The following is a 21,357-nucleotide window of genomic DNA, read 5'->3' as shown; positions in this document are numbered from 1 at the left end:
CTGAGGCACGCGATAGCCGAGCCCAAACGCCGCCTGCCGGCACCGGACGAAACCCCACCATAGCGCTGCTATTTGGGCGTCCTTCCGGCATCGGCAGGACGACGTTTGGATCTCGACTCTCGCGCACCTCAGTTCCCCAACAGTCTCTCAGAGCGGTCGATCAAGATATTCCTTGACATGAATATTCTTTGTAGTGAATACTTCGGTCATGGACGGGATCGCAGCAGCGCTTGGGGATGCGGCACGGTGGCGCATCGTCGAGCTTCTGGCCGAGCGGCCACGGTCGGTCGGTGAGGTGGCCGGCCTGGCCGGGTTTCGCCAGCCGCAGACCACCAAGCACCTCCAGACCCTCGCGCGCGCCGGCATTGTCGCGGTTTATCCGCTGGGTCAGCGCCGCGTGTACGCGCTGGAGCCGGCGCCGCTCGCGGCGCTCGCCGACCGGCTGCGAGAGCTGGTGGAGGCGACCGAGGCCCACGGTGAGCAGCGCGATGTGGTCGCGCGTTACCAAGCCGCGATCGAGGCCGAGGCGGCGGTCGCCGACCGGGATCGGTGGGCCGACGATCGTACGTTTTCCTTCGAGCGCGTGCTGACCGCGTCCCCGGAGGTGGTCTGGCGGCACTGGGTCGACGAGGAGTTGTTGGCGTCCTGGTGGGCTCCGCCGTCGATGGAGATCACCGAGTGCCTGATCGAGCCGCGACCGGGCGGACGTGCCGTCCTGGACTATCGCGACGCGGAAGGCCGGCGTTATCACTCGGCCGGCACCGTGCGGGCCGCCGACGCGTACGAGCGGCTCGCCTTCAGTCTCACCGTGCTGGATGCCGGCGCGGTGTCGTTCACCGGCCATTACGACCTGCGGCTGTCCGCCGCGCCGGGTGGTACGCGGCTGCGGCTTGCCTTGCGTATCACCGAAACAACCGTCGAAGCCGTCCCCTACATCGCCGGCATCGAGACCGGCTGGGGACAGGTGCTCGACAACCTCGACACGATCATCCAAGGAAGGAAACAGAAACCATGACCGAGCGCAAAGTGTCCGCCAACCTGGCCCTCACCATCGACGGCCGCTACAACGGCCCCGGCGGTCCTGGCGACTTCGGCGCGATCGCGCCGTACGTGACGACCGACGTGGCACGCGATCAGATGACCCGCATCGTCGAAGGAAAGACGACCGGCGTGCTGGGCCGGCTCAACGCCGAGGGATTCATCGGATTCTGGGGTCCGGTCGCCGACGACGAAAACGCCGACCCGCGGGACCGCGGATACGCGAACTGGCTTGTCAACACGGAAAAAGTCGTCCTCTCGACGACGTTGACCGAAGCGCCGTGGGACCGTACGCGCGTCGTCGACGCGCCCGCCACGGAGGTCATCAGCGAGCTGAAGAAGACCGGCGAGGGCGACATTCTCGTCAACAGCAGCGCGAGTGTCATCAAGCCGTTGTTGGCGGCCGACCTGATCGACCGGCTCTATCTCATCGTCGTGCCGGAAATCGCCGGCGGCGGTCAGCGGCTGTTCGAGGACGGCCTGCCGGGTACGAAATGGACGTTGACCTTCCAGGAGACCGGCAAGCTCGGCGAGATGGCGCTGGTCTACGACCGGGCGTAACGATCGGCGCGAGCCGGACACTTCCCCGACGAAGGCGTACGGAGGGAAGTGATGTGACCGACCAGCGGCACCGATTCGAGGCGGTCTACCGGCGGCATTACCGTGCGGTCCTGGCGTACGCGCTGGCCAGGGCCGAGCCGGAGGTGGCCGCGGACGCGGTCGCCGAGACGTTCGTGGTCGCCTGGCGGCGATTCGGCGAGCTGCCGGCCGAGCCGATCGGCTGGCTGCTCGCGGTCACCCGGCGGACGATCGCCAACCAGCGGCGGTCGGCCGACCGGCAGCGCGCGTTGTACGAACGTCTCGCCAATCGTCCGGCCGATGGCACGCGCGACCCGGCGGAGCTGGTCGCCGAGCGGCGCGCGGTCTACGCCGCACTCGACCGGCTTTCGCCGGACGACAGGGAAATCCTGATGCTGGTCGGTTGGGACGGGCTGGGCCGCCGTGAGGCGGCGCGGGTCTTCGGCTGTTCTCCGGTCGCCTTCGCGGTCAGGTTGCACCGCGCGCGTAAGCGTTTCGCCGCTGCACTCGCGGCGCAGGACGCGCACGCGTCGCGGAAAGTCGCGATTCTTGAGGAGACGACGTGAAAACAGCATTCGAACGACTGGTCGCCGCGCGTCCGCCGGCCGTACGGGATCCGGTCGACGAGGCGTTGCTCGCGCGGATCACCGCGGTCCCGTCGCGGCGCGCTCACCGGCCGCGACGGCTGGTGTTGGCGGCCGGTTTCGCGGCGGTGCTGGCGATTGCCGGCACGGTGACCGCCGTACGCCTTGCCACGCCGGCGCAAACTGCACCGCACACCGACCGGATGACGGTCGTCGCGCATATCCAGAAAGCGGTGTCCGAAGGCGATTACGTCGTACGGTCACATTCGGCGTATTCGACAAGTGACGGACGGCGGGTCGAGGCGACCAGCTGGTCCGACGCGGTTACCGGCGTCACACGCACCAGCACCACGGTTGGCGGCGCGCGGACGGACATCGTGACAAAAGGCGGGTCGACCACGGTCGTCAGCTATCGCGACCGTTCGTGGTGGCAGCTGCGGCCGGCGCCGGCGCCGCAGCCGACCGAAGGCATCCGGCTGGACGGACCGCCGGACACCACGGCGAAGATAAAGGCAGCGTTGGCGACCGGCATGTTCCTTGTGGACAAAGGAAAACAGCAGACGATCCGCGGTCACCGTACGCTCCAGCTGTCGTCCAGCCGGCCGCATCCGGTGCTCGGCTCGATGACCATCTGGGTCGACGCCGGCAGCTATCTCCCGGTCCGGATCGCCGGCAACGGCGACGCGAAGATCCGGTTCGTCGGGGCGGACCTGGACTGGCTGCCGCGTACGGCGGCCAACCTCGCCAACCTCGACCCGGCCATCCCGTCGGGGTTCCGGCGCGTCGACCGGCCGATTGAGCCGAAACCGCCGGCCGGTGGCGGCGTCGGCTGACGCTCGGTCAAGGATTGCCGGTGTCGCGGTGGTGAGCCAATGGAGATAACCGGCCGGCGTCTCAAGAACGCACCAACAATGCCGCCGCAGCCAATTGGCAGCCAATTCGCCTTGGTAAAACAACGGCCAGTTTTCGTTGCGAACAAAGGAAAACTGACCATCGGAATGGGTGTCCGGTGGCACGAATCGGGGACGTACGATCCTGAATCGCGCGCTCTAATGAATCTCACCAGAGCAACGACAAGGGAGAAGGAAATGTCCGAGCACACCGAGTACGACAGCGCCGGCAACGAGTACGACGTCTACGAGCACTCCGACGGCAGCTCCGACATCTACGAGCACGGCGTCGACGGCACCTACGCGCACGACCAGGTCGACGCGGACGGCGAGCAGCACATCACGGCGTACGACAGCTACGGCAACACCGCCAGTGAGAACGTCAACTCCGACGGCACCGTCAACGACGTGCACGAGACGACCTCGACCGGTCACGAGTACAACGCGTACAACAACTACGACGGCACCTACAACTACAACTCGAACTGAGTCTCGCAGGAATCAGGCGACCACGTCGTTGTGTTGACTAACGACGTGGTCGTGTCCTCTCGCCGAAAGCTGCACCGCATCGCGGCTGTCGCGGTGCACACCTCGCCGCTGGACCAGCCAGGCATCGGCGACGCGGGTGGTTTGAACACGTATGTGGTGGAGACCAGCAAGCGGCTCGCGGAGGCCGGCGTCGAGGTCGACGTGTTCACCAGAGCCACCTCGGCGGTGCTGCCGCCAGTGGTCGAGATGCTGCCCGGCGTACGCGTGCACCACGTGCCGGCCGGCCCGTACGAGGGGCTCGGCAAGCAGGACCTGCCGGCGCAGTTCGCCGCCTTCGCCAGCGGCATGCTGAGCACCGACCGCGGCGACTTCCAGCTGGTCCACTCGCACTACTGGCTGTCCGGCCAGGTCGGCTGGCTGACCGCCGAACGCTGGGGCGTGCCGCTCGTACACACCGCCCACACACTCGCCAAGGTCAAGAACGCCGCGCTGGCCACCGGTGACCGGCCCGAACCGCCGGCGCGGCTGCTCGGCGAGGAACAGGTGGTCGCGGCCGCCAACCGGCTGGTCGCCAACACCACCGACGAGGCCAAGGCGCTGATCGACCTCTACGCGGCGGATCCGGCGAAGGTCGACATCGTGCTGCCTGGAGTCGACACGAGCGTTTTCACGCCGGCCGGCGACGACCAGCGGTCGGCCGAGCGCGCGGCGCTGGGGCTGCGGCCGGAGCAGGTGGCGATCGCGTTCGTCGGCCGGATCCAGCCGCTCAAGGCACCCGACGTGCTGATCCGCGCGGTCGCCGAGATGGAGCCGGCGGTCGCCGAGCGGATCGTCGTCGTCATCTGCGGCGGCCCCTCCGGCACCGGCCTGGACTCACCTGACGGCCTCGCGCGGCTGGCCGGTGAGCTCGGTGTCGCCGACGCCGTGCGCTTCCTGCCACCGCGCCCGCCGCTGGAGCTGGCGCGGCTCTATCGCGCCGCCGACCTGGTCGCGGTGCCGAGCCACAACGAGTCGTTTGGCCTGGTGGCGCTGGAGGCGCAGGCCTGCGGCACGCCGGTCGTGGCGGCCGCGGTCGGTGGCCTGGTCACGGCCGTACGCGACGGCGTGTCCGGCCTGCTGGTCGACGGTCACAGCCCGAAGCGCTGGGCCGATGCGCTCGCCGGACTGGCCGGTGACCGCGACCGGCGCGTCGCGTACGCGGCCGGTGCGGTCGGCCACGCGCGGCGGTTTGGCTGGGACCGCACCGTACGCGGCCTGCTGGACAGCTACCACGCGGCGGCCGGGCTGCCAGCTGTGGTCAACTAGCGACATGGCGACACCGGACGAGGTCACCGAGCGCATCGCGGCGATGCTGGACGAGCGGGAGATCGAGTACGAGCGGCTGCCGTCCGGCGGCGTCGTGGTGACGCTGCCCGGCGAGCACAAGCAGAAGACGCTGTGCAATCTCATCCCGGGCGAGCACGCGCTGCGTATCGAGGCGTTCGTCATGCGGCATCCGGACGAGAACCACGAGCAGCTGTGGACGTATCTGCTGCAGCGCAACGCGCGTATGTATGGCGTCGCGTTTTCCGTCGACGGCAACGAGGACGTCTATCTGACCGGCCGGCTGCCGTTGCACGCCGTCGATGCCGACGAGATCGACCGGATCCTCGGCAGTGTGTTGCGCTATGCCGACGAGAGCTTCGACGAGATGCTGGCGATCGGCTTCCGGTCGGCCATCAAGCGCGAGTGGGCCTGGCGGGAGAGCCGCGGCGAGTCGCTGGCCAACCTGCGCGCCTTCGCCTCCTGGGCCCAACCTCGGCGCGACTGAAAATCAGGCGGTGGCGACCAGGGACGCGAAGACGACGGTGTTGTCCTCGTACGAGCGCTCCGAGAAGTCGAAGGTGCCGCCGCAGGTGATCAGCCGCAGGCCGGCGTGGTCGATGTCGCCGTACACCTTCTGGGTCGGAAACTGCTTCTTCGAATAGAGCGCCACCTCGTCGACCCGGAACACCGCGACCTTGGCGTCCGCGCGGGTGACCCGGATCTGGTCGCCCGGCTTGAGCTTGCCGAGCTTGTAGAACACCGCGGGACCGTACTTCGCCGTGTCGACGTGACCGAGGATGATCGCCGGACCGAGCTGGCCGGGGGTCGGTGAGTTCCGATACCAGCCGGCCGGCGCGTCCTTGGTCAGCGGCGGCACCTGCACCGTGTGGTCCTGGTTGAGACCCAGCTGCATCAACTCGGTGTGTACGTCGATGGCCGCCACGTCCAGCCGGGTCGGCGGCGACTTCGGCAGCGTGGAGACCGACGGACCGGGACTGCTCGGTGCCGCGCTGGTCACCACCGGCGTCGGCGGCGGCGCGGCTTTTGGCTTGGACGTGAAGAAACCGGTCAGCGCGACGGTCACCAGCAGCGCTCCGGCGGTCGCCAGGCCGATGACCAGCAGGTTGCCGAGCGCTGACTTCTTCCGCGGGGGACGTTCGTGTCGGCCAGGCACCCGGACAGCCTAGATGGCCGCTGTTGCAGGATAGGAGAGTGACCGGAACTCTAGTGCTGCTCCGCCATGGCGAGAGCGAATGGAACGCCAAGAACCTGTTCACCGGGTGGGTCGACGTCGACCTCACCGAGAAGGGCCGGGCGGAGGCGCAGCGCGGCGCGCAGCTGCTGGCCGAGGCCGAGCTGCTGCCGGACATCGTGCACACGTCGGTGTTGCGCCGTGCCATCCGTACGGCCGAGATCGCGCTGCACGGCTGCGACCGGTTCTGGGTGGACGTACGCCGGTCGTGGCGGCTCAACGAGCGGCATTACGGCGCACTGCAGGGCAAGGACAAGAAGCAGACGCTGGAGGAGTTCGGCGAGGAGCAGTTCATGCTCTGGCGCCGCTCGTACGACACGCCACCTCCGCCGCTGGACCGGGACGACGAGTATTCGCAGTTCGCCGACCCGCGTTATGCCGCGTTGCCGCCGGAGGCCCGGCCGGACACCGAGTGTCTGAAGGACGTGCTGGGTCGCGCGCTGCCGTACTGGTATGACGCGATCGTCCCCGACCTGCGGGCCGGCCGTACGACGCTGGTCGCCGCGCACGGCAACTCGCTGCGCGCGCTCGTGAAGCACCTCGACGGCATCTCCGACGAGGACATCGCCGGCCTGAACATCCCCACCGGCATCCCGCTCGCCTACGAGCTGGACGACGACCTGCGGCCGGTGACCACCGGCGGCCGCTACCTCGACCCGGAGGCGGCGAAGGCCTCGATCGAGGCCGTCAAGAACCAGGGCCGCAAGTAGGTCGCATGGCCACCATGCGTGCGTCCAACGCACGCATGGTGGCCATGCGTGCGGTCACGGCATCCGGCTGACGCGGCGACGGCGGCGGACCGGAAAGCCGTGCGGCTGGCCGAAACCGTCCAGCAGGATGTCGGCCCCCGGCATCGACGGCAGCTCGCCGCGGTGCATCGGATCCACGTCGCCGGCCGGCCGCGCCGGACCGTAGCCGCCGTGCATGTGCAGCCGCTCCGGCGTGGCGACGTCGATGCTGGTCAGCCGGTGCCACTCCAGCCGCCGGCGCAGATAGCTGACCGCCATCGCGATGACAGTGGACAGGCCGACCAGGACCATGGCCATGAGTACGCCGGTCAGCACGTACACGAGGAGCAGGTCGATAGGCATGCCGGTCTCCGAGTCCGCCGTGCCTCGGAGATTACCCGCGTACGGGCCGGTCCAGACGCTCACACCCGAATCGTTACCTGGAGCCCCAGGTCTCGGTGCTCTCCTGCTGGCTCGGGTCGGCAGGTGAGGAAGGGTTGGCCTCCTCCTCCGCGAGTGCGGCCCGTTTGGCCTCTTCTTCCTGCGCGCGCAGCTGTTCGTCCTCTTCACGGCTCATGCCGGACACACTAGAGCCAGTTTCGAAGTCCCGCGCGGCGATGGCCGAGCCCAAACGACTCTCAGCCACGTGGGACTCCGAAACGGACCCTAACCGCCCGTCGCGCCGGACTGGCCCTGCGCACGCAGGTGTCCGGACATGATCTGAATGTCCTTCGCGGTGCCGGGCGCGTACGCGTCGTCGTTGTCCGGGTCGCCGGCCGGCTCGGCCTCGCCGTAACGGCCGTCGTAGGCCTTCATCCGCTCGGCGCGTTCCTCGTCGGTCATGTCCCCGCCTTTCCCCGTCGTTGTCGGTAAAGCGGAGCGTACGCCGGTTTCCGGCTGCCGGTGGTGTGATGATCCAGACGGCAACCAATCAGCGCGCTGAAGGCTCTGGCATCTCTCCGGTCACCAGGTAGATGACCCGGCGGGCGACCGACACGGCGTGGTCGGCGAACCGCTCGTAGAACCGGCCGAGCAGGGTGATGTCGATGGCCGGCTCGATGCCGTGGTCCCAGCCGGAGAGCAGGATCGTGAACAGCTTGCGGTGCAGCGCGTCCATCCGGTCGTCGTCCTGCTCGAGCTCGGTGGCCAGCTCGACGTCACGGCCGTCGATCACCGCGCCGGCCTTGTCGATGACCCGCTGCGCCACCTCACCCATCTCACGGATGACCGCGTGCAGCTCCGGCGGCACGGCGCAGTCCGGGTAGCGCATCCGCGCGATCTTGGCGATGTGCTGCGCCAGGTCGCCCATCCGCTCCAGGTCGGCGACCATCCGCAGGCCGGTGACGATCTGCCGCAGGTCGATGGCGACCGGCTGCTGGCGGGCCAGCAGCTCGTACGCGCGGTCCTCGGTCTCGCGATAGAGCCGGTCGATCTCGGCGTCGGCGGCGATGACCTCCTCGGCCAGTGTCAGGTCGGCGGTGAGCAGCGCCGTGGTGGCCTTGGACATCGCACAGCTGACCAGCTTGGTCATATCGACCAGGACACTCCCGATCCTGGCGAGTTCGTCATGAAATGTATTGCGCATCGTGAGTTGTCCGATTCACCCGGCGAGATTGTCCACCAACCTTAGCCGCGCGTGCCGGCCGCGACCGTGAACATCCCAGGTGCGCCGGTGAACGCCGGCCGACCGTTCGGTGAACTCTGCCGTGCGCCGCCGCAGCGCTGATCACGTCCGCTGGTGTGCGCCGGTTCGCACCGTACGATTTCCCCTGTGGACGCCGCGTTAATCCTGGTAGCCGGCGCCGGTGGCATTGTCGTCGGAGCGCTGGCCGTGCTGCTGGTGGTGCTGTTCCAGCGTCGCCGAGCCGAGACGCCGTCCGGCTCGCGGCCGACGCCGGCCACGGTCGCGCAGGCCGACCTGGCGCGGCGCAGCCTGCAGCTGATGCAGGTCGGTGTCGTCGTACTCGACGCCGACGACCAGGTGGTGCTGTCCAACCAGGCCGCGCGCCGGATGGGGGTCGTACGCGACAACCGCGTGACCCACGGCGCGCTGCGTACGCTCGCGCGCCAGGTGCGGCGTGCGGCCGACGGCGGGGACGTACGCAGGGACACCGAGCTTGACCTGCCGCGCGGTCGCGGTGCCGAGCCGCTGGCCGTACGCGTGCGGGTCGCGCAGGTCGGCTTCGGCGACCACGTCGTGCTGCAGATCGAGGACATCACCGAGGCGCACCGCGTGCAGAAGGTGCGCCGCGACTTCGTCGCCAACGTCTCGCACGAGCTGAAGACGCCGGTCGGCGCGCTGCAGCTGCTGGCCGAGGCCGTACTGGACGCCACCGACGACCCGGAGGCGGTCACCCGGTTCGCCGAGCGGATGACCCGCGAGGCGTCCCGGCTGGGCACGCTGATCCAGGAGATCATCGACCTGTCCCGGCTGCAGGGTGCCGACCCGCTGCCGGAGCCCAAGCCGGTCTACGTCGACCACGTGGTGTCCGAGGTGCTGGACCGCACCCGCACCGGTGCGCAGTCGCAGGACATCGCGGTGGTGTCGGGTGGCGAGAGCGGCCTGGTCGTACGCGGCGACGAGGCGCAGCTGATCACCGCGGTCGCCAACCTGGTCGACAACGCGATCAACTACAGCCCCGACCACACCCGTGTCGCAATCGGGACCCGATTTCGCGACGGACTGGTCGAGATCAGCGTGAGCGACCAGGGGATCGGCATCGGCGAGTCCGACCTGGACCGCATCTTCGAACGGTTCTACCGGGCCGACCCGGCCCGGTCCCGGGCCACCGGCGGCACCGGGCTGGGGCTGGCGATCGTCAAGCACATCGCCACCAACCACGGCGGCAGCGTCGACGTGTGGAGCGTGGAAGGCTCCGGCTCCACCTTCACGCTGCGCCTGCCCAGCGGCGCCACCGACCCCGAGACCGAACCCGAACCCCGCGCCGACGCGGCGCAGGGTGCGGGAAAGCTCGCATCGAAAGGACGCGCGTGACCCGAGTACTGGTGGTAGAGGACGAGGAATCCTTCTCCGACGCCCTGTCGTACATGCTCCGCAAGGAGGGCTTCGAGGTGGCGGTGGCCGCCACCGGGCCCGACGCGCTGACCGAGTTCGACCACAGCGGCGCCGACTTCGTGCTGCTCGACCTGATGCTGCCGGGCCTGTCCGGCACCGAGGTCTGCCGGCAGATCCGCGCCAAGTCCAACGTGCCGATCATCATGGTGACCGCGCGCGACTCGGAGATCGACAAGGTGGTCGGCCTGGAGATCGGCGCCGACGACTACGTCACCAAGCCGTACTCGCCGCGCGAACTCGTCGCCCGCATCCGCGCCGTGCTGCGGCGGCGGTCCGAGCCGGAGGAGCTGAAACCGGCCGCTCTGGAGGCCGGCCCCGTCCGGATGGACGTGGACCGGCACACGGTGTCGGTCGACGGCGACGCGGTTTCGTTGCCGCTCAAGGAGTTTGAGCTGCTGGAGATGCTGCTGCGCAACGCCGGCCGGGTGCTGACCCGCGGCCAGCTCATCGACCGCATCTGGGGCGCGGACTACGTCGGCGACACCAAGACGCTGGACGTACACGTCAAACGCCTGCGCGCCAAGATCGAGCCGGAGCCCGGCAACCCCAAGTTCCTGGTGACCGTACGCGGACTGGGCTACAAGTTCGAGCCGTAAATACCCGCTACGGCGCGAAACTGTCGTACCCCGGTGGCAATTTCGGCCCCCACCCAGATCGGGTGGGGGGCGGGTTCGCGTGGTTACTTATATAAATACGAAAAGTTGATCTTCGGTCGCCGCGCCGGCGATGCAGGTAGGGTGGCCCCGCGGCCATCCGGCGCGTGAAAGGCGTCCATGCACGCATCCCAGCGCGCGGCGGTCAGGCGTGGGTCACAGGTCAGCGGCGGCGACGGTCGCCGGATGCGGCGCCGCCTGGCCCTGCTTCTCGCGCAGCGCACACAGCTCGGCCAGCCGGCGATAGGCCTTCTTGCCGATCAACGCCGTCAGCTCTGGCCCGTACGACACGTAGACCGGATCGGCGCCGATGTGCGCCTCCGGCGACGACGTGCACCACCAGTTGAGGTCGTGGCCGCCGGGCCCCCAGCCGCGCCGATCGTACTCGGCCAGCGTGGTGACCAGCACCTGCGTCTCGTCCTGCCGGGTGACCCAGTCCTGGATCCGGCGGATCGGCAGCTGCCAGCACACGTCCGGCTTGGTCTCCAGCGGATGCAGCCCCTCGGCCAGCGCCAGCGCGTGCAGCGCACAGCCGGAGCCACCGGGAAATCCCTCGCGGTTGTGGAAAATGCACGCGCCGTCGACGCGCGCGGTCCGCCGCGACAGCGCCTCCGGCTCGTTGTCGTCGATGGTGTCCATCTCGGTCCAGTTCTCGAACCCGCGGACATGGTTCTGCCAGGTCTGCTTGGTGAGCCGCTTGACATGGCCCTTGACCCGTTTTTCGTCGTCCTTGTCAGTGAAGAACGCGCCGTGCGCGCAGCAGCCGACCTCGGCGTTGCCTTCGACGATGCCGTGGCAGCCGGAGCCGAACACGCACGTCCACCTGGACAGCAGCCAGGTCAGGTCGGCGCGTACGACGTGCTCGTCGTTGGCCGGATCGGTGAACTCGATCCACTCGCGGTCGAAGTCGAGGGACACCTCGCGGTCGCGCGGTTGCGGATCGGGGAGAAAGACGACGGAATGCGACTTGGCCACCAATTGAGAGTACGCGCGTTCGCGCTGGTCGTTCCCGCCGGAGCCGGTGTCCGCGACAGGCCGTGCCGCGGTGGTTTACCGCCGCGGTTCGTCCGGATTACCGTGACTAGGCCCGTTTTCTTGTGAGATGGGGATGCCATGCGTCGTACCAGCATTGCCGCAGTGACCGCGTTCGCGCTGGTCGCCTCGGGTCTGACCGCACCGGCCGCGGCCACGCCGGCGTCGATCCGCGGGTTCACCGCGGAGCACGCCGCCGCCGAGCGAGCCGCGGAAGCGGCGTACAAACCGGTCCCGTCGACCTCGGTCGCGCGCGACCTGGACGCCTTTCTGGCCGGCAAAACCGGGCTCGTCGGCTCGGCTGGCGACTGGCGCCGGGTCCAGTACGTCGCCGACCAGCTCCGCTCGTACGGCCTGCAGCCGAAGATCACCACCTACTATCCCTATCTCTCGGTGCCGAAGCGGATCACCGTCACGATGACCGCGCCGACCCGCCAGGTGTTGCCCAACAAGGAAAACTGCCGGCCGGTGGAAACCGACTGCGACAACGTGGTGGTCGGCTACAACGCGCTGTCGCCGGCCGGCCACGTCTCGGCGCCGGTCGTCTACGTCAACTACGGCACGGTCGCCGACTACGAGGCGCTGGAAAAGGCTGGCGTCAGCGTCAAAGGAAAGATCGCGCTGGCTCGCTATGGCGCGGTTTTCCGTGGCGTGAAGACAAATCTCGCCGCTGAGCACGGCGCCATCGGAGTGATCATCTATTCCGATCCCAAGGACGACGGCAACTCCAAAGGCGCCGTCTATCCGGACGGACCGTGGCGTGCGCCGGACGGCATCCAGCGCGGTTCGGTGCAGCAACTTTGGCAATATGGCGGCGATCCGCTGACGCCCAGCTATCCGGCCACCAAGGACGCGCCGCGGATCGACCCCAAGGACTCCAACATCGCCAAGATCCCGACCGTGCCGATCTCGTACGGCTCGGCCGAGCCGCTGCTGCGCAACCTCGGTGGCGCGGCCGTGCCGAAGTCATGGCAGGGCGGCCTGCCGTTCACCTACCACTTCGGTCCAGGTGGCACGGTCGCGGATCTCAACCTCGACATCGACTACAAGATCACCCCGATCTGGGACGTGACCGCGACGATCCCCGGCCGCACCTATCGCGACCAGGTCGTCTACGTCGGCGCGCACCGGGACACCTGGACCTACGGTTCGGACGACAACCTGTCCGGCACCGAGACCGTCCTGCAGATCGGCCGCGGCCTCGGGCGACTGCTGAAGACCGGCTGGCGGCCGGAGCGGACCGTCACGCTGGCGACCTGGGACGGCGAGGAGTACGGCCTGTTCGGCTCGACCGAATACGCCGAGCAACAGGGCGCGCGACTGGCCAACGCGGTCGCGTACGTCAACATGGACGGCGCCGCCGGCAAGGATTTCGGCGCGGCTGGCGTGCCGTCGCTGGACAACATCGTCTATGACACGACCAGGGAAATCGGCTGGCCGGGGACCGGGAAGTCGATCTACCAGGACTGGTCGGCCAAGAACGGTGGGAAAACTCCGCCGGTCGGCCGGCTCGGCAGCGGATCGGACTACACGGCGTTCTTCGATCGCTATGGCGTGCCGTCGGTGGACATCGGCGCCAGCACCGACTCGGGGGACTACCACTGTTCCTGCGACAACTTCTACATGGAGGACCGGTTCATCGATCCTGGCTGGAAATACCACGTGGCGCTGGCGCAGGAGGTCGGTGTCGTCACCATGCGGCTGGCCAACGCCGACGTGCCACCGCTGGACTATGCCTCGTACGCGGCCGAGGTGGTCACCTATCTGACCGCGTTCCAGAAGCAGGAAACGCAGGCGTACGGCCGGGACGTGCTCGGCCTCGACCGGGACATCGCCGCGGCACGGGCGTGGCAGGCGGCGGCCACGAAGATCCAGGCGCGGATCGACAGGCAGCTCGCCGTCGGCGGCTCACCGGCCAGTTTCGCCGTACTGACCCGGTTGCTGGTCGCCTCCGAACACCAGCTGCTGGCCGCGCGGGGACTGCCGCGGCGGCCGTGGTTCCGGCATCAGGTGTACGCGCCGGGGATCAACGCCGGCTATGGCACCCAGAAGCTGCCGGGGATCAACGACGCGCTGTTCGAATACCACAACGTGGCGCAGGCCAGGACGTACGAGTCGTCGCTTTATGGCAGTTTGCGCGGAGCGGCAGCGGTGCTCGGCGCCGTGACGTAACGTTTCCGGCATGCGGCTCGGTGTCCTCGACGTCGGATCGAACACGGTCCACCTGCTGGTCGTCGACGCACATCGGGGTGCGCGGCCGGCTCCGGCGTACTCGGAGAAGTCCGTCCTGCGGCTCGCCGAGCACATCGACGACGACCTCAACCTGTCGGCTGCGGGCGAGGAGGCGCTCACCGAGGTGATCGCCTCCGCCGTCAAGGCGTCGAAGCGGCTCAACTGCGACGACCTGATGGCCTTCGCGACCTCGGCCGTACGCGACGCGCACAACGGCGACAAGGTGCTGGCGCGGATCCAGAAAGCGACCGGTGTCGACCTGAAGGTGCTGGACGGACCGGCCGAGGCGCGGCTGACCTTCCTGGCGGCGCGCCGCTGGTTCGGCTGGTCGGCCGGCCGGCTGCTCTGTCTGGACATCGGCGGCGGTTCGCTGGAGGTGGCCACCGGCATCGACGAGGAGCCGGACGTGGCGCTGTCGCTGCCGCTCGGTGCCGGCCGGCTGACCCGCGAGCGACTGCACGGCGACCCGCCCAGCAAGGCGCAGGTCACCGCGCTGCGTACGCACGTCGACGAGGAGCTCAAGACCGCGGTCAAGGCGCTGGCCGACCGCGAACCGGCCGACCGTGTGGTGGCCTCGTCCAAGACGTTCCGGTCGCTGGCCCGGCTGGCCGGCGCGGCGCCGAGCGCGGACGGGCCGTACGCGGCGCGGTCGCTGACCTCGGTGGGGCTGCGGCAGATCGTCGCGTTCATCTCGCGGATGTCCTCGGCCGACCTGGCCGAGCTCGACGGTGTGAGCGCGGCGCGCGCCCATCAGTTGCTGGCCGGCGCGGTGGTCGCGGAGGCGGCGATGAACGCGTTCAAGGCGGACCGGCTCGACATCTGCCCGTGGGCCCTGCGCGAGGGTGTCATCCTGCGCCGGCTGGACTGGCTGGATGGGAACTAAGTGACGGTTTGGCCCGATGCGATCGGGCTGACCTGGGCGTTCACCGTACGTACGCGCAATTATCACGGACACTTGTCCTGGCCGGCCGGTACGTAAAAATATGCGCGCGGCGCCCGGGTCGTACGCTGGAGTGTGTGAGCATGCCCATGGAGCTCGACGAACACAGCGTGCGGGTGCCTGGTGCGGCCGTCGGACTGTCCAGCGTGTCGGTCTATCCCGAGTCCACCGCTGCGACCTTCGAGATCGCGTCGTCGCTCGGCTATGACGGCGTCGAGATCATGGTGCTGACCGACCCGGTGAGCCAGGACGCCGACGCGCTCGGCACCCTCGCCGACCACTACGGCTCGCCCGTACTGGCGATCCACGCGCCCTGCCTGTTCATCACGCAGCGTGTGTGGAGCACCGACCCGTGGGAGCGGCTGCGCCGGTCGATCGACGCCGCCGAGCGGCTGGGCGCGCCGACCGTCGTGCTGCACCCGCCGTTTCGCTGGCAGCGCGACTACATCAACGGCTTCGAGGACGGCGTACGCCGGCTGCAGGAGACGACCGACGTGACGCTGGCCGTCGAGAACATGTATCCGCTGCGTGCGCGCGGTCGCGAGTTCTCGCCGTACGCGCCGACCTGGGACGTGACGCAGCTGGCGGTGGAGAAGTTCTGCCTGGACACCTCACACACCGCCGTGTCGCGCTCCGACCCGCTGGAGATGGCCGACCGGATGGGGGACGGCCTCAGGCACATCCACCTCGGCGACGGCACCGGCCTCGGCCACGACGAGCACATGCTGCCGGGGCGCGGCAACCAGCCGTGCGGTCCGCTGCTGGAGAAACTGGCCGGCAACGGCTTCACCGGCGCGGTGGTCGTCGAGGTGAGCACCCGGTCGGCTGGCAGCCGCGAACGCCGCGAGTCGGACCTCGCCGAGGCCCTGGCCTTCGCCCGCCTCCACCTGGCCGCCCCAGCCGCCGCCCGCGCCTGACTACCCGCTACGGCGCGAAACTGTCGTACCCCCCTGCCAATCTGGGCCCCCACCCAGATCGGGTGGGGGGTGGGTTCGCGTGGCTTCTTACATACATAGAGTTGATCTTGGTCGCATGGCCACCATGCGTGCATCCAACGCAAGCATGGTGGCCATGCGTGCATCGAGCGGCCCCGGGATGCACGCATGGTGGCCATGCGGACCCTCGACGCACGCAAGGTGGCCTTGCGTGCATCCCGGCGCGCGCGAGGTAGCCGGCGCGTCCTGAGCCTCAGGTGGCCTGCGCGCGTTTGCGCGCGCGGTGCGCGGCTACGTGAGCACGCGTCGCGCAGCGATCGGAGCAGAAGCGCCGTGACGCGTTGGTCGACGTGTCGAGATATACGTTGTCGCAGCCTTTTCCACTGCACAGGCCGAAACGCGACGCCCCCCACTTGGTGAAGGCGACGGCCAACCCCCAGACCGCGCCGGCGCCGTACTCGGCGCCGATGCCGGCGCCGTGGCCGGTCACGTGCAGATGCCACCGCCGCGAGTCGTGGCCGGAAATCCGCGGCCGCATCGGATGCGCCTCCAGCAGCGCGTTGAGCGCGTCGACGGCGCCGACCTCGTCGTTGCCGGCGGCGATCTCGAAGACCTCGCGCAGGCCGCTCTTCACCGCGCTCAGCTCCGACACGTCCTGGCGGCGCAGCTTGTCGTGCCACCACGGCCGGTCGGCGAGCAGCGTACGGAGATCGTCGACGCTCGACATCGGCGCGTTGGCGAGCGCGACCCCCTGTTGCGCGTAAGCATCCGCATCCACTTGTGCACCTTACACCGATCGATCTAGGGTAAGGATCAGATTGACAGTTCACTCATTACATGGAGGTACGGATGGCAGTCGACTACGCGGCCTGGCAGGCGAGCTGGGACGCGCAGCAGACCGTGTTCATGCCGGACCGCGAGGAGCGGTTCGCGGCCATGCTCGACGCCGTCGAGGCGGTCACCGCCGGCCGTCCGCCGCGCGTGCTCGACCTCGCCGGCGGCACCGGGTCGATCAGTCTGCGGCTGCTGGTCCGCCGGCCGGACGCGCGTACGGTCGTCCTCGACGCCGACCGATCACTGCTCACGTTGGCTCGCGGCAGCCTCGACGAGCGTGCCGAGGTGGTGGCCGCCAACCTCGGTACGCCACGGTGGCGCGAGCAGCTGCCGCACGAGGGCTTCGACGCCGTACTCACCGCCACAGCGCTGCACTGGATCGCTCCGGACCGGCTGCGGGCGCTCTACGGTGAGATCCGCGCCGTGCTGCGCGACGGTGGCGTGTTCATCAACGCCGACCACATGAAGGACGACGGCCTGCCGACGCTCAACGCGGCGCTGGATCGGCTGGAGAAGCAGCGCCAGGAAGCCGCTTACGCGGGCGGCGCCGAGACCTGGCCGGGTTGGTGGGAGCGGTTCGGCGCCGAGCCCGCGGTGGCCGACCTGGTACGCGAACGCAACGAGCTGTTCGGCGGCGACCACGCGGAGAGCCACCTGCCGCCGGTCAGCTGGCACCTCAACGCCCTGCAGGCGGCCGGTTTCGCCGAGACCGGCCTGATCTGGCGCGGCCACCTGGATGCCGCCTTCGCCGCTCTGCGCTGAGTTGGCCGCCATGCGGACATCGCTGGCTGGGCGGATACGCTCGTCAGCATGATGCGTTCGGCAATCCTGGCTGCGGCGCGCAGCCCGCAGTTGGAGCAGCTGGTCAGCGCGGCGCCGGTCAGCCGGTCGGTGGTGCGCCGCTTCGTCGCCGGCACCACGACCGGCGAGGCGATCGAGACGACCCGGGAGCTCGTCCACGACGGCCTCGCGGTCACCCTCGACTTCCTCGGTGAGGACACCGAGGACGCGGCGCAGGCGAAGGCGGCGACCGCCGCGTACGTGGAGGTGCTCGGTGCGCTGGCGGCGGCCAGCCTGACGCCGCCGGCCGAGGTCAGCGTCAAGCTCACCGCGCTCGGCCTGCTGCTCGACGAGAAGCTGGCCACCGACAACGTGCTGGCGATCTGCCGAGCCGCCGACGCCGCCGGCACCACGGTGACGGTCGACATGGAGGACCACACCACCACCGACCGGACGCTGGAGATCGTCCGGCGCGTACGCAAGGACCACCCGGACACCGGTGTCGTGCTCCAGGCATATCTGCACCGCACCGAGTCCGACTGCCGGGAGCTGGCGGCCGCCGGCTCGCGCGTACGGCTGTGCAAAGGTGCCTACAACGAGCCTGAGGACGTGGCCTTTCAGACCGACCTGGAGGTGAGCCGGTCGTACGTGCGCTGCGCCAACGTCCTCCTGGCCGGCGGCGGCTATCCGATGTTCGCCACCCATGACCCGCGGCTGGTCGCGATCGTCGAGGACCGCGTGCGTTGGCACGACCGCGATGTCGCCAGCTTCGAGTTCCAGATGCTCTACGGCGTACGGCCGATGGAGCAGCGCCGGCTCGCCGAGCTCGGCTATGCCGTGCGGGTGTACGTGCCCTATGGCACGCAGTGGTATGGCTACCTGATGCGGCGGCTGGCCGAGCGGCCGGCCAACACCGCGCTGTTCCTGCGCGCTCTGGTCGGTCGAAAGTGACCGACCGGCTCGGCATCATCGGCGCCGGAAAGATCGGTGAGTCGCTGCTGGCGGGGTTGTTGCGCTCCGGCGTGAGCGCCGACGACGTGGTGGTCGTCGAGAAGTTCCAGGAGCGCGCGGAATATCTCTACAAGCAGTACGGCGTGCGCGACCTGGGGATCGAGGAGGCGGCCGCGTTCGCGCGGGTGCTGTTGATCGCGGTCAAGCCGCAGGACATCGGTGACCTGCTCGCGAAGATGGCGCCGGCGATCACGCCGCGGCACCTGATCGTGACCGTCGCCGCCGGCATCCCCACCTCGTACGTGGAGCGGCAGCTCGGCGACGGCGTGCCGGTCGTGCGCGTCATGCCCAACACTCCGGCGCTGGTCGACCAGGCGATGAGCGTCGTCGCGGCCGGCGCGCACGCGGGGCCCGACGACCTGGACGCCGCCGAGCGGTTGCTCGCGCCGGTCGGCAAGGTGCGGCGGCTGCCGGAGAGCCAGCTGGACGCCGTGACGGCGTTGTCCGGCTCGGGTCCGGCGTACTTCTTCTACCTGGTCGAAGCGATGATCGACGCCGGCATCCTGCTCGGTCTGCCGCGCGCGATCGCCGCCGACCTGATCGTGCAGACCGCCCTCGGCGCGGCGGTGATGCTGCGCGACTCCGGCGAGCATCCCGTCCAGCTGCGGGAGGGCGTCACGTCGCCGGGCGGCACCACGATCATGGCGATCAAGGAGCTGGAGAAGCACGGCGTACGCGCCGCGCTGATCGAGGCGATCGAGGCGGCGCGTGACCGGTCGGTGGAGCTGGGGAAGCTCTACGACTGACGCCGGCCGAGCCGGATCGCCGACACCAGGAAGAAGACGCCGCCGAGCACGGCATATCCGGCCAGCCCGGTCAGTGACGGGTCCGGGCGGGCCGCCTGCAGGATGAAGGCCGCCCCGGCCAGTGTGGAGATCGCGCCGCTGACGATCATCGGCCACTGGCCGCCGAGCGTACGGCGTGCGACGCCGACGACGAGCTGGACGAGGCCGGCGGCGATGGCCCAGGCACCCCAGACGCGCAGGACCGTCGGGATGCCGGACGACGCCGCGAGCGGCAGGCTGAGGCCGGCGAGGACGCTGACGGCCATGTTGACGTACAGCCAGGCCGGTGCCTTCGCCTTGCCCGACCTGGCGTCGAGTACGGCGGCGACCACGTCGAACGCCGGATAAAGCACGAGGAGCGCGACGGCCAGTGGACTGAGCGTCGAGGCCACCGCGACCGTCGCGCCGGCCCAGAGGATCGCGAAAGCAAACCGGGCGATGTACAACCGCCGTAGTGACGGCGCTATGTCCGATTGAGCAGCGGCAACACTCACGTTGGGTCCTTTACGTACGATAAAATGAGTAGAACGTTCGGTCTCGCTCTACCCTCCCATCGCTGCCCGCGCACGTCAAGACCGAACGTTCTACTCTGTACCGTGGAGATGCGACGGAAGGCTGGTGAACAGAGTGTCCAAAGCGCGATCGCAGCTGCTCAGTACGGCGAGCCGGCTGTTCTACGCGGAAGGGCTGCACGCGGTCGGCATCGACCGGATCGTCGCCGAGGCGCGTGGCACGCGCGCCACCCTCTATCGGCATTTCCCCAGCAAGGACGACCTGGTCGTCGCCTACCTGACCGAGGCGGACCAGGCCATTCGCCGGCAGATCGAGCAGGCCAGTGCCTCGGCCTCCACCGCGGCCGACGCTGTCCTGGCCGTCGCCGGGTCGATCGCCGACGGCATCCGGTCCGACGGCTTCCGCGGGTGCGCTTTTCTCAACGCCGCGGCCGAATATCCGGATCCGGCGCATCCGGTGCACCAGGCGGTCCTGCGCCATCGGCAGTGGTTCCTCGACACCGTCACCGACCTGCTGGCCGGCACCGGGGAGACCGAGCCGGGGCCGGCGGCCCGGCATTTCGTCATGCTGAGAGACGGTGCGATGACTGCCGGATGCCTCGGTGACCCGGCGCCGGTCTGTGAGACCTTCCTGCGCGGCGTCGAAGGGATCCTGAGCTACCGCCAGGCGTCCGTCGTCGAGTGAGCCGCCGGGTCAGCGGCGTGGTCGCGGCCGGCGGAGCAGGCGTGGCATGCCCTCGGTCGGTACGCGCAGCAAGAGGCCGCGGGCCTGCAGGTCGAGGCGGACCAGCGTGGTGCACCAGCCGACCGACACTGTCGCGTACGCCTGTGCCGGCACGCGCCGTGCGACCTCGGTCCGCAGCGACGCGGTGAGCAGGCCGCTGCCGTTGGTCGGCACGGCGTCCAGGATGGCCGCGCGGGTCAGGTCGTACAGTCGCCGGTCGAGCATCGGCGCCGACTTGGCGGGGTCGGGGTGGAGGCACTGGACGGCACCGTCCAGGTCCTCGGGCTCGGCCGGATGGCGCATCTGTCCCCCCAAAGTTTTCCGTCGACCATTACTAGCAGTACGTCCCCGCGTACGCAACGCGCACAAGTATTCTCATCTGCGCAAACGCGTGTCATGCCGGGGTTGGCCGATGCTGTGTGATAGAGGCCGGCCTCGGCCGGTTGGCCGGAGAGGGATCGCGCGAGTCACACTGGTAACGCTACTGTGCTTCAAGCACGTGTGTGTCGGACGCGCCGGAGGGGAAGCCGGCGCGCGACGCGTGCGGGAAAGACGGTGTCTCATGCCTGGGAAAGACAAGGGTTTGGCGGAGGTCACGTTCCTCACCGTCGCCGAGGTGGCGACGTTGATGCGCGTCTCCAAGATGACGGTGTACCGGCTGGTGCACTCCGGCGAGCTGACCGCGGTCCGGGTCGGCCGTTCCTTCCGTGTGCCGGAGAACGCCGTGCACGAGTACCTGAAGGACGCGTTCACCGACACCGCGTGAGGCAGGACCGGCCCGCCAGCCGTCCGTACGCATTGATATCCTCGGACGGTTGTCAGTGTTGGGTGCGATCCGACAGTTGAACTTTCGAGAGGCTACGCATGGGCTCGGTTATCAAGAAGCGCCGCAAGCGGATGGCGAAGAAGAAGCACCGCAAGCTGCTCAAGAAGACCCGAGTTCAGCGGCGTAACAAGAAGTAAGGGACCCGGTCCCGT

28 protein-coding genes are annotated in these 21,357 nt (G+C 69.0%); 19 read left to right on the top strand and 9 right to left on the bottom strand.

All coding sequences use genetic code 11. The features are described from left to right. The first annotated feature begins 208 nt into the window (after nt 1-208). The 7 genes from GNX95_RS34950 to GNX95_RS34920 all read left to right on the top strand — a co-directional run bounded on the left by GNX95_RS34950 (nt 209) and on the right by GNX95_RS34920 (nt 5,390). Nucleotides 209-1,015, top strand: coding sequence for a metalloregulator ArsR/SmtB family transcription factor (locus GNX95_RS34950; RefSeq protein WP_163511896.1), 807 nt, complete (start codon nt 209-211; stop codon nt 1,013-1,015). After that, a complete protein-coding gene (locus GNX95_RS34945) occupies nt 1,012-1,599 on the top strand; it encodes a dihydrofolate reductase family protein (RefSeq protein WP_163511895.1) in 588 nt (195 codons plus the stop codon). The genes GNX95_RS34950 and GNX95_RS34945 overlap by 4 nt, the downstream gene beginning before the upstream one ends. 53 nt (nt 1,600-1,652) lie before the next feature. Then, nucleotides 1,653-2,183: an RNA polymerase sigma factor gene (locus GNX95_RS34940; RefSeq protein WP_163511894.1), complete on the top strand. Its 531-nt coding sequence runs from the start codon at nt 1,653-1,655 to the stop codon at nt 2,181-2,183. Then, entirely contained in the window at nt 2,180-3,034 is an 855-nt protein-coding gene (locus GNX95_RS34935) for a hypothetical protein (protein ID WP_163511893.1), read from the top strand. The genes GNX95_RS34940 and GNX95_RS34935 overlap by 4 nt, the downstream gene beginning before the upstream one ends. A gap of 255 nt (nt 3,035-3,289) precedes the next feature. Further along, nucleotides 3,290-3,580, top strand: coding sequence for a hypothetical protein (locus GNX95_RS34930; RefSeq protein ID WP_163511892.1), 291 nt, complete (start codon nt 3,290-3,292; stop codon nt 3,578-3,580). A gap of 45 nt (nt 3,581-3,625) precedes the next feature. After that, on the top strand, nt 3,626-4,885 hold the full coding sequence (gene mshA, locus GNX95_RS34925) for a D-inositol-3-phosphate glycosyltransferase (protein ID WP_222854144.1): 1,260 nt from the start codon (nt 3,626-3,628) through the stop codon (nt 4,883-4,885). 4 nt (nt 4,886-4,889) lie between these two features. Next, the gene (locus GNX95_RS34920) at nt 4,890-5,390 is read left to right on the top strand and encodes a type III secretion system chaperone family protein (RefSeq protein ID WP_163511891.1); all 501 of its coding nucleotides are present in this window, start codon (nt 4,890-4,892) and stop codon (nt 5,388-5,390) included. A gap of 3 nt (nt 5,391-5,393) precedes the next feature. Here the strand turns inward: GNX95_RS34920 and GNX95_RS34915 are convergent, their stop codons facing one another. After that, on the bottom strand, nt 5,394-6,059 hold the full coding sequence (locus GNX95_RS34915; protein WP_246281853.1) for a class F sortase: 666 nt from the start codon (nt 6,057-6,059) through the stop codon (nt 5,394-5,396). 38 nt (nt 6,060-6,097) lie between these two features. On the opposite strand from GNX95_RS34915, the gene GNX95_RS34910 reads away from it, so the two are divergent. Beyond that, entirely contained in the window at nt 6,098-6,847 is a 750-nt protein-coding gene (locus GNX95_RS34910) for a phosphoglyceromutase (RefSeq protein WP_187369738.1), read from the top strand. Between the two features lie 54 nt (nt 6,848-6,901). Here the strand turns inward: GNX95_RS34910 and GNX95_RS34905 are convergent, their stop codons facing one another. The 4 genes from GNX95_RS34905 to phoU all read right to left on the bottom strand — a co-directional run bounded on the left by GNX95_RS34905 (nt 6,902) and on the right by phoU (nt 8,450). Further along, entirely contained in the window at nt 6,902-7,228 is a 327-nt protein-coding gene (locus tag GNX95_RS34905; protein ID WP_163511890.1) for a hypothetical protein, read from the bottom strand. Between the two features lie 73 nt (nt 7,229-7,301). Continuing rightward, on the bottom strand, nt 7,302-7,442 hold the full coding sequence (locus GNX95_RS34900) for a hypothetical protein (protein WP_163511889.1): 141 nt from the start codon (nt 7,440-7,442) through the stop codon (nt 7,302-7,304). Nucleotides 7,443-7,531: 89 nt separating this feature from the next. Continuing rightward, a complete protein-coding gene (locus GNX95_RS34895) occupies nt 7,532-7,708 on the bottom strand; it encodes a hypothetical protein (RefSeq protein ID WP_163511888.1) in 177 nt (58 codons plus the stop codon). 88 nt (nt 7,709-7,796) lie between these two features. After that, nucleotides 7,797-8,450, bottom strand: a complete 654-nt coding sequence (gene phoU, locus GNX95_RS34890; protein ID WP_163511887.1) for a phosphate signaling complex protein PhoU — start codon at nt 8,448-8,450, stop codon at nt 7,797-7,799. A gap of 186 nt (nt 8,451-8,636) precedes the next feature. Between phoU and GNX95_RS34885 the strand changes: the two genes are divergently transcribed. Further along, the gene (locus GNX95_RS34885) at nt 8,637-9,860 is read left to right on the top strand and encodes a sensor histidine kinase (RefSeq protein WP_222854142.1); all 1,224 of its coding nucleotides are present in this window, start codon (nt 8,637-8,639) and stop codon (nt 9,858-9,860) included. Continuing rightward, the gene (locus tag GNX95_RS34880) at nt 9,857-10,537 is read left to right on the top strand and encodes a response regulator transcription factor (RefSeq protein ID WP_163511886.1); all 681 of its coding nucleotides are present in this window, start codon (nt 9,857-9,859) and stop codon (nt 10,535-10,537) included. The genes GNX95_RS34885 and GNX95_RS34880 overlap by 4 nt, the downstream gene beginning before the upstream one ends. A gap of 213 nt (nt 10,538-10,750) precedes the next feature. Here GNX95_RS34880 and GNX95_RS34875 read toward each other — a convergent pair whose 3' ends face one another. Then, nucleotides 10,751-11,569 (bottom strand): DUF3109 family protein, encoded by an 819-nt coding sequence (locus GNX95_RS34875; protein WP_163511885.1) that lies wholly within the window; start codon nt 11,567-11,569, stop codon nt 10,751-10,753. Nucleotides 11,570-11,731: 162 nt separating this feature from the next. On the opposite strand from GNX95_RS34875, the gene GNX95_RS34870 reads away from it, so the two are divergent. From GNX95_RS34870 to GNX95_RS34860, 3 genes are all read left to right on the top strand, one after another. Then, entirely contained in the window at nt 11,732-13,798 is a 2,067-nt protein-coding gene (locus tag GNX95_RS34870; protein WP_163511884.1) for a M28 family peptidase, read from the top strand. A gap of 10 nt (nt 13,799-13,808) precedes the next feature. Then, nucleotides 13,809-14,741: a Ppx/GppA family phosphatase gene (locus GNX95_RS34865; protein ID WP_163511883.1), complete on the top strand. Its 933-nt coding sequence runs from the start codon at nt 13,809-13,811 to the stop codon at nt 14,739-14,741. Between the two features lie 140 nt (nt 14,742-14,881). Beyond that, nucleotides 14,882-15,715 (top strand): sugar phosphate isomerase/epimerase family protein, encoded by an 834-nt coding sequence (locus GNX95_RS34860; protein WP_246281888.1) that lies wholly within the window; start codon nt 14,882-14,884, stop codon nt 15,713-15,715. Nucleotides 15,716-15,986: 271 nt separating this feature from the next. Here the strand turns inward: GNX95_RS34860 and GNX95_RS34855 are convergent, their stop codons facing one another. Beyond that, nucleotides 15,987-16,511 carry a CGNR zinc finger domain-containing protein gene (locus tag GNX95_RS34855; RefSeq protein WP_163511882.1) on the bottom strand — a complete coding sequence of 175 codons (525 nt, stop codon included), beginning with the start codon at nt 16,509-16,511 and terminating at the stop codon, nt 15,987-15,989. Nucleotides 16,512-16,582: 71 nt separating this feature from the next. Here GNX95_RS34855 and GNX95_RS34850 point away from each other — a divergent pair, with 71 nt between their 5' ends. From GNX95_RS34850 to proC, 3 genes are read left to right on the top strand one after another with little or no spacing between them, the layout of a single operon-like run. After that, nucleotides 16,583-17,329: a class I SAM-dependent methyltransferase gene (locus GNX95_RS34850; RefSeq protein WP_222854141.1), complete on the top strand. Its 747-nt coding sequence runs from the start codon at nt 16,583-16,585 to the stop codon at nt 17,327-17,329. Nucleotides 17,330-17,377: 48 nt separating this feature from the next. Then, a complete protein-coding gene (locus GNX95_RS34845; protein WP_163511880.1) occupies nt 17,378-18,298 on the top strand; it encodes a proline dehydrogenase family protein in 921 nt (306 codons plus the stop codon). After that, a complete protein-coding gene (gene proC / locus GNX95_RS34840) occupies nt 18,295-19,104 on the top strand; it encodes a pyrroline-5-carboxylate reductase (RefSeq protein ID WP_163511879.1) in 810 nt (269 codons plus the stop codon). The genes GNX95_RS34845 and proC overlap by 4 nt, the downstream gene beginning before the upstream one ends. Here proC and GNX95_RS34835 read toward each other — a convergent pair. Next, nucleotides 19,095-19,637 (bottom strand): hypothetical protein, encoded by a 543-nt coding sequence (locus GNX95_RS34835; protein ID WP_163511878.1) that lies wholly within the window; start codon nt 19,635-19,637, stop codon nt 19,095-19,097. The two genes, proC and GNX95_RS34835, sit on opposite strands and share 10 nt — an antisense overlap. A gap of 133 nt (nt 19,638-19,770) precedes the next feature. Here GNX95_RS34835 and GNX95_RS34830 point away from each other — a divergent pair, with 133 nt between their 5' ends. Next, nucleotides 19,771-20,340: a TetR/AcrR family transcriptional regulator gene (locus GNX95_RS34830; RefSeq protein WP_163511877.1), complete on the top strand. Its 570-nt coding sequence runs from the start codon at nt 19,771-19,773 to the stop codon at nt 20,338-20,340. A 9-nt stretch (nt 20,341-20,349) separates the two neighbouring features. Here GNX95_RS34830 and GNX95_RS34825 read toward each other — a convergent pair whose 3' ends face one another. Next, a complete protein-coding gene (locus tag GNX95_RS34825) occupies nt 20,350-20,682 on the bottom strand; it encodes a DUF6958 family protein (RefSeq protein WP_163511876.1) in 333 nt (110 codons plus the stop codon). Between the two features lie 259 nt (nt 20,683-20,941). Between GNX95_RS34825 and GNX95_RS34820 the strand changes: the two genes are divergently transcribed. Further along, the gene (locus GNX95_RS34820; RefSeq protein WP_163511875.1) at nt 20,942-21,145 is read left to right on the top strand and encodes a helix-turn-helix domain-containing protein; all 204 of its coding nucleotides are present in this window, start codon (nt 20,942-20,944) and stop codon (nt 21,143-21,145) included. Nucleotides 21,146-21,243: 98 nt separating this feature from the next. Further along, the gene (locus tag GNX95_RS34815; RefSeq protein WP_012854759.1) at nt 21,244-21,342 is read left to right on the top strand and encodes a 30S ribosomal protein bS22; all 99 of its coding nucleotides are present in this window, start codon (nt 21,244-21,246) and stop codon (nt 21,340-21,342) included. Nucleotides 21,343-21,357: the final 15 nt, after the last annotated feature.

This window comes from Fodinicola acaciae, from assembly GCF_010993745.1.
GTDB classification, from domain to species: domain Bacteria; phylum Actinomycetota; class Actinomycetes; order Mycobacteriales; family HKI-0501; genus Fodinicola; species Fodinicola acaciae.
The sequence above is the reverse complement of the archived record's forward strand: the minus strand, read 5'-3'. Positions and strand labels throughout refer to the sequence as shown.

What these genes read in the sequence shown, in the direction of transcription:
- GNX95_RS34950 (WP_163511896.1), top strand. Translation starts at nt 209, where the DNA reads ATGGACGGGATCGCAGCAGCGCTTGGGGATGCGGCACGGTGGCGCATC.
- GNX95_RS34945 (WP_163511895.1), top strand. Translation starts at nt 1,012, where the DNA reads ATGACCGAGCGCAAAGTGTCCGCCAACCTGGCCCTCACCATCGACGGC.
- GNX95_RS34930 (WP_163511892.1), top strand. Translation starts at nt 3,290, where the DNA reads ATGTCCGAGCACACCGAGTACGACAGCGCCGGCAACGAGTACGACGTC.
- GNX95_RS34920 (WP_163511891.1), top strand. Translation starts at nt 4,890, where the DNA reads ATGGCGACACCGGACGAGGTCACCGAGCGCATCGCGGCGATGCTGGAC.
- GNX95_RS34905 (WP_163511890.1), bottom strand. Translation starts at nt 7,228, where the DNA reads ATGCCTATCGACCTGCTCCTCGTGTACGTGCTGACCGGCGTACTCATG.
- GNX95_RS34900 (WP_163511889.1), bottom strand. Translation starts at nt 7,442, where the DNA reads ATGAGCCGTGAAGAGGACGAACAGCTGCGCGCGCAGGAAGAAGAGGCC.
- GNX95_RS34895 (WP_163511888.1), bottom strand. Translation starts at nt 7,708, where the DNA reads ATGACCGACGAGGAACGCGCCGAGCGGATGAAGGCCTACGACGGCCGT.
- phoU (WP_163511887.1), bottom strand. Translation starts at nt 8,450, where the DNA reads ATGCGCAATACATTTCATGACGAACTCGCCAGGATCGGGAGTGTCCTG.
- GNX95_RS34865 (WP_163511883.1), top strand. Translation starts at nt 13,809, where the DNA reads ATGCGGCTCGGTGTCCTCGACGTCGGATCGAACACGGTCCACCTGCTG.
- GNX95_RS34860 (WP_246281888.1), top strand. Translation starts at nt 14,882, where the DNA reads ATGCCCATGGAGCTCGACGAACACAGCGTGCGGGTGCCTGGTGCGGCC.
- GNX95_RS34850 (WP_222854141.1), top strand. Translation starts at nt 16,583, where the DNA reads ATGGCAGTCGACTACGCGGCCTGGCAGGCGAGCTGGGACGCGCAGCAG.
- GNX95_RS34845 (WP_163511880.1), top strand. Translation starts at nt 17,378, where the DNA reads ATGATGCGTTCGGCAATCCTGGCTGCGGCGCGCAGCCCGCAGTTGGAG.
- GNX95_RS34825 (WP_163511876.1), bottom strand. Translation starts at nt 20,682, where the DNA reads ATGCGCCATCCGGCCGAGCCCGAGGACCTGGACGGTGCCGTCCAGTGC.
- GNX95_RS34820 (WP_163511875.1), top strand. Translation starts at nt 20,942, where the DNA reads ATGCCTGGGAAAGACAAGGGTTTGGCGGAGGTCACGTTCCTCACCGTC.
- GNX95_RS34815 (WP_012854759.1), top strand. Translation starts at nt 21,244, where the DNA reads ATGGGCTCGGTTATCAAGAAGCGCCGCAAGCGGATGGCGAAGAAGAAG.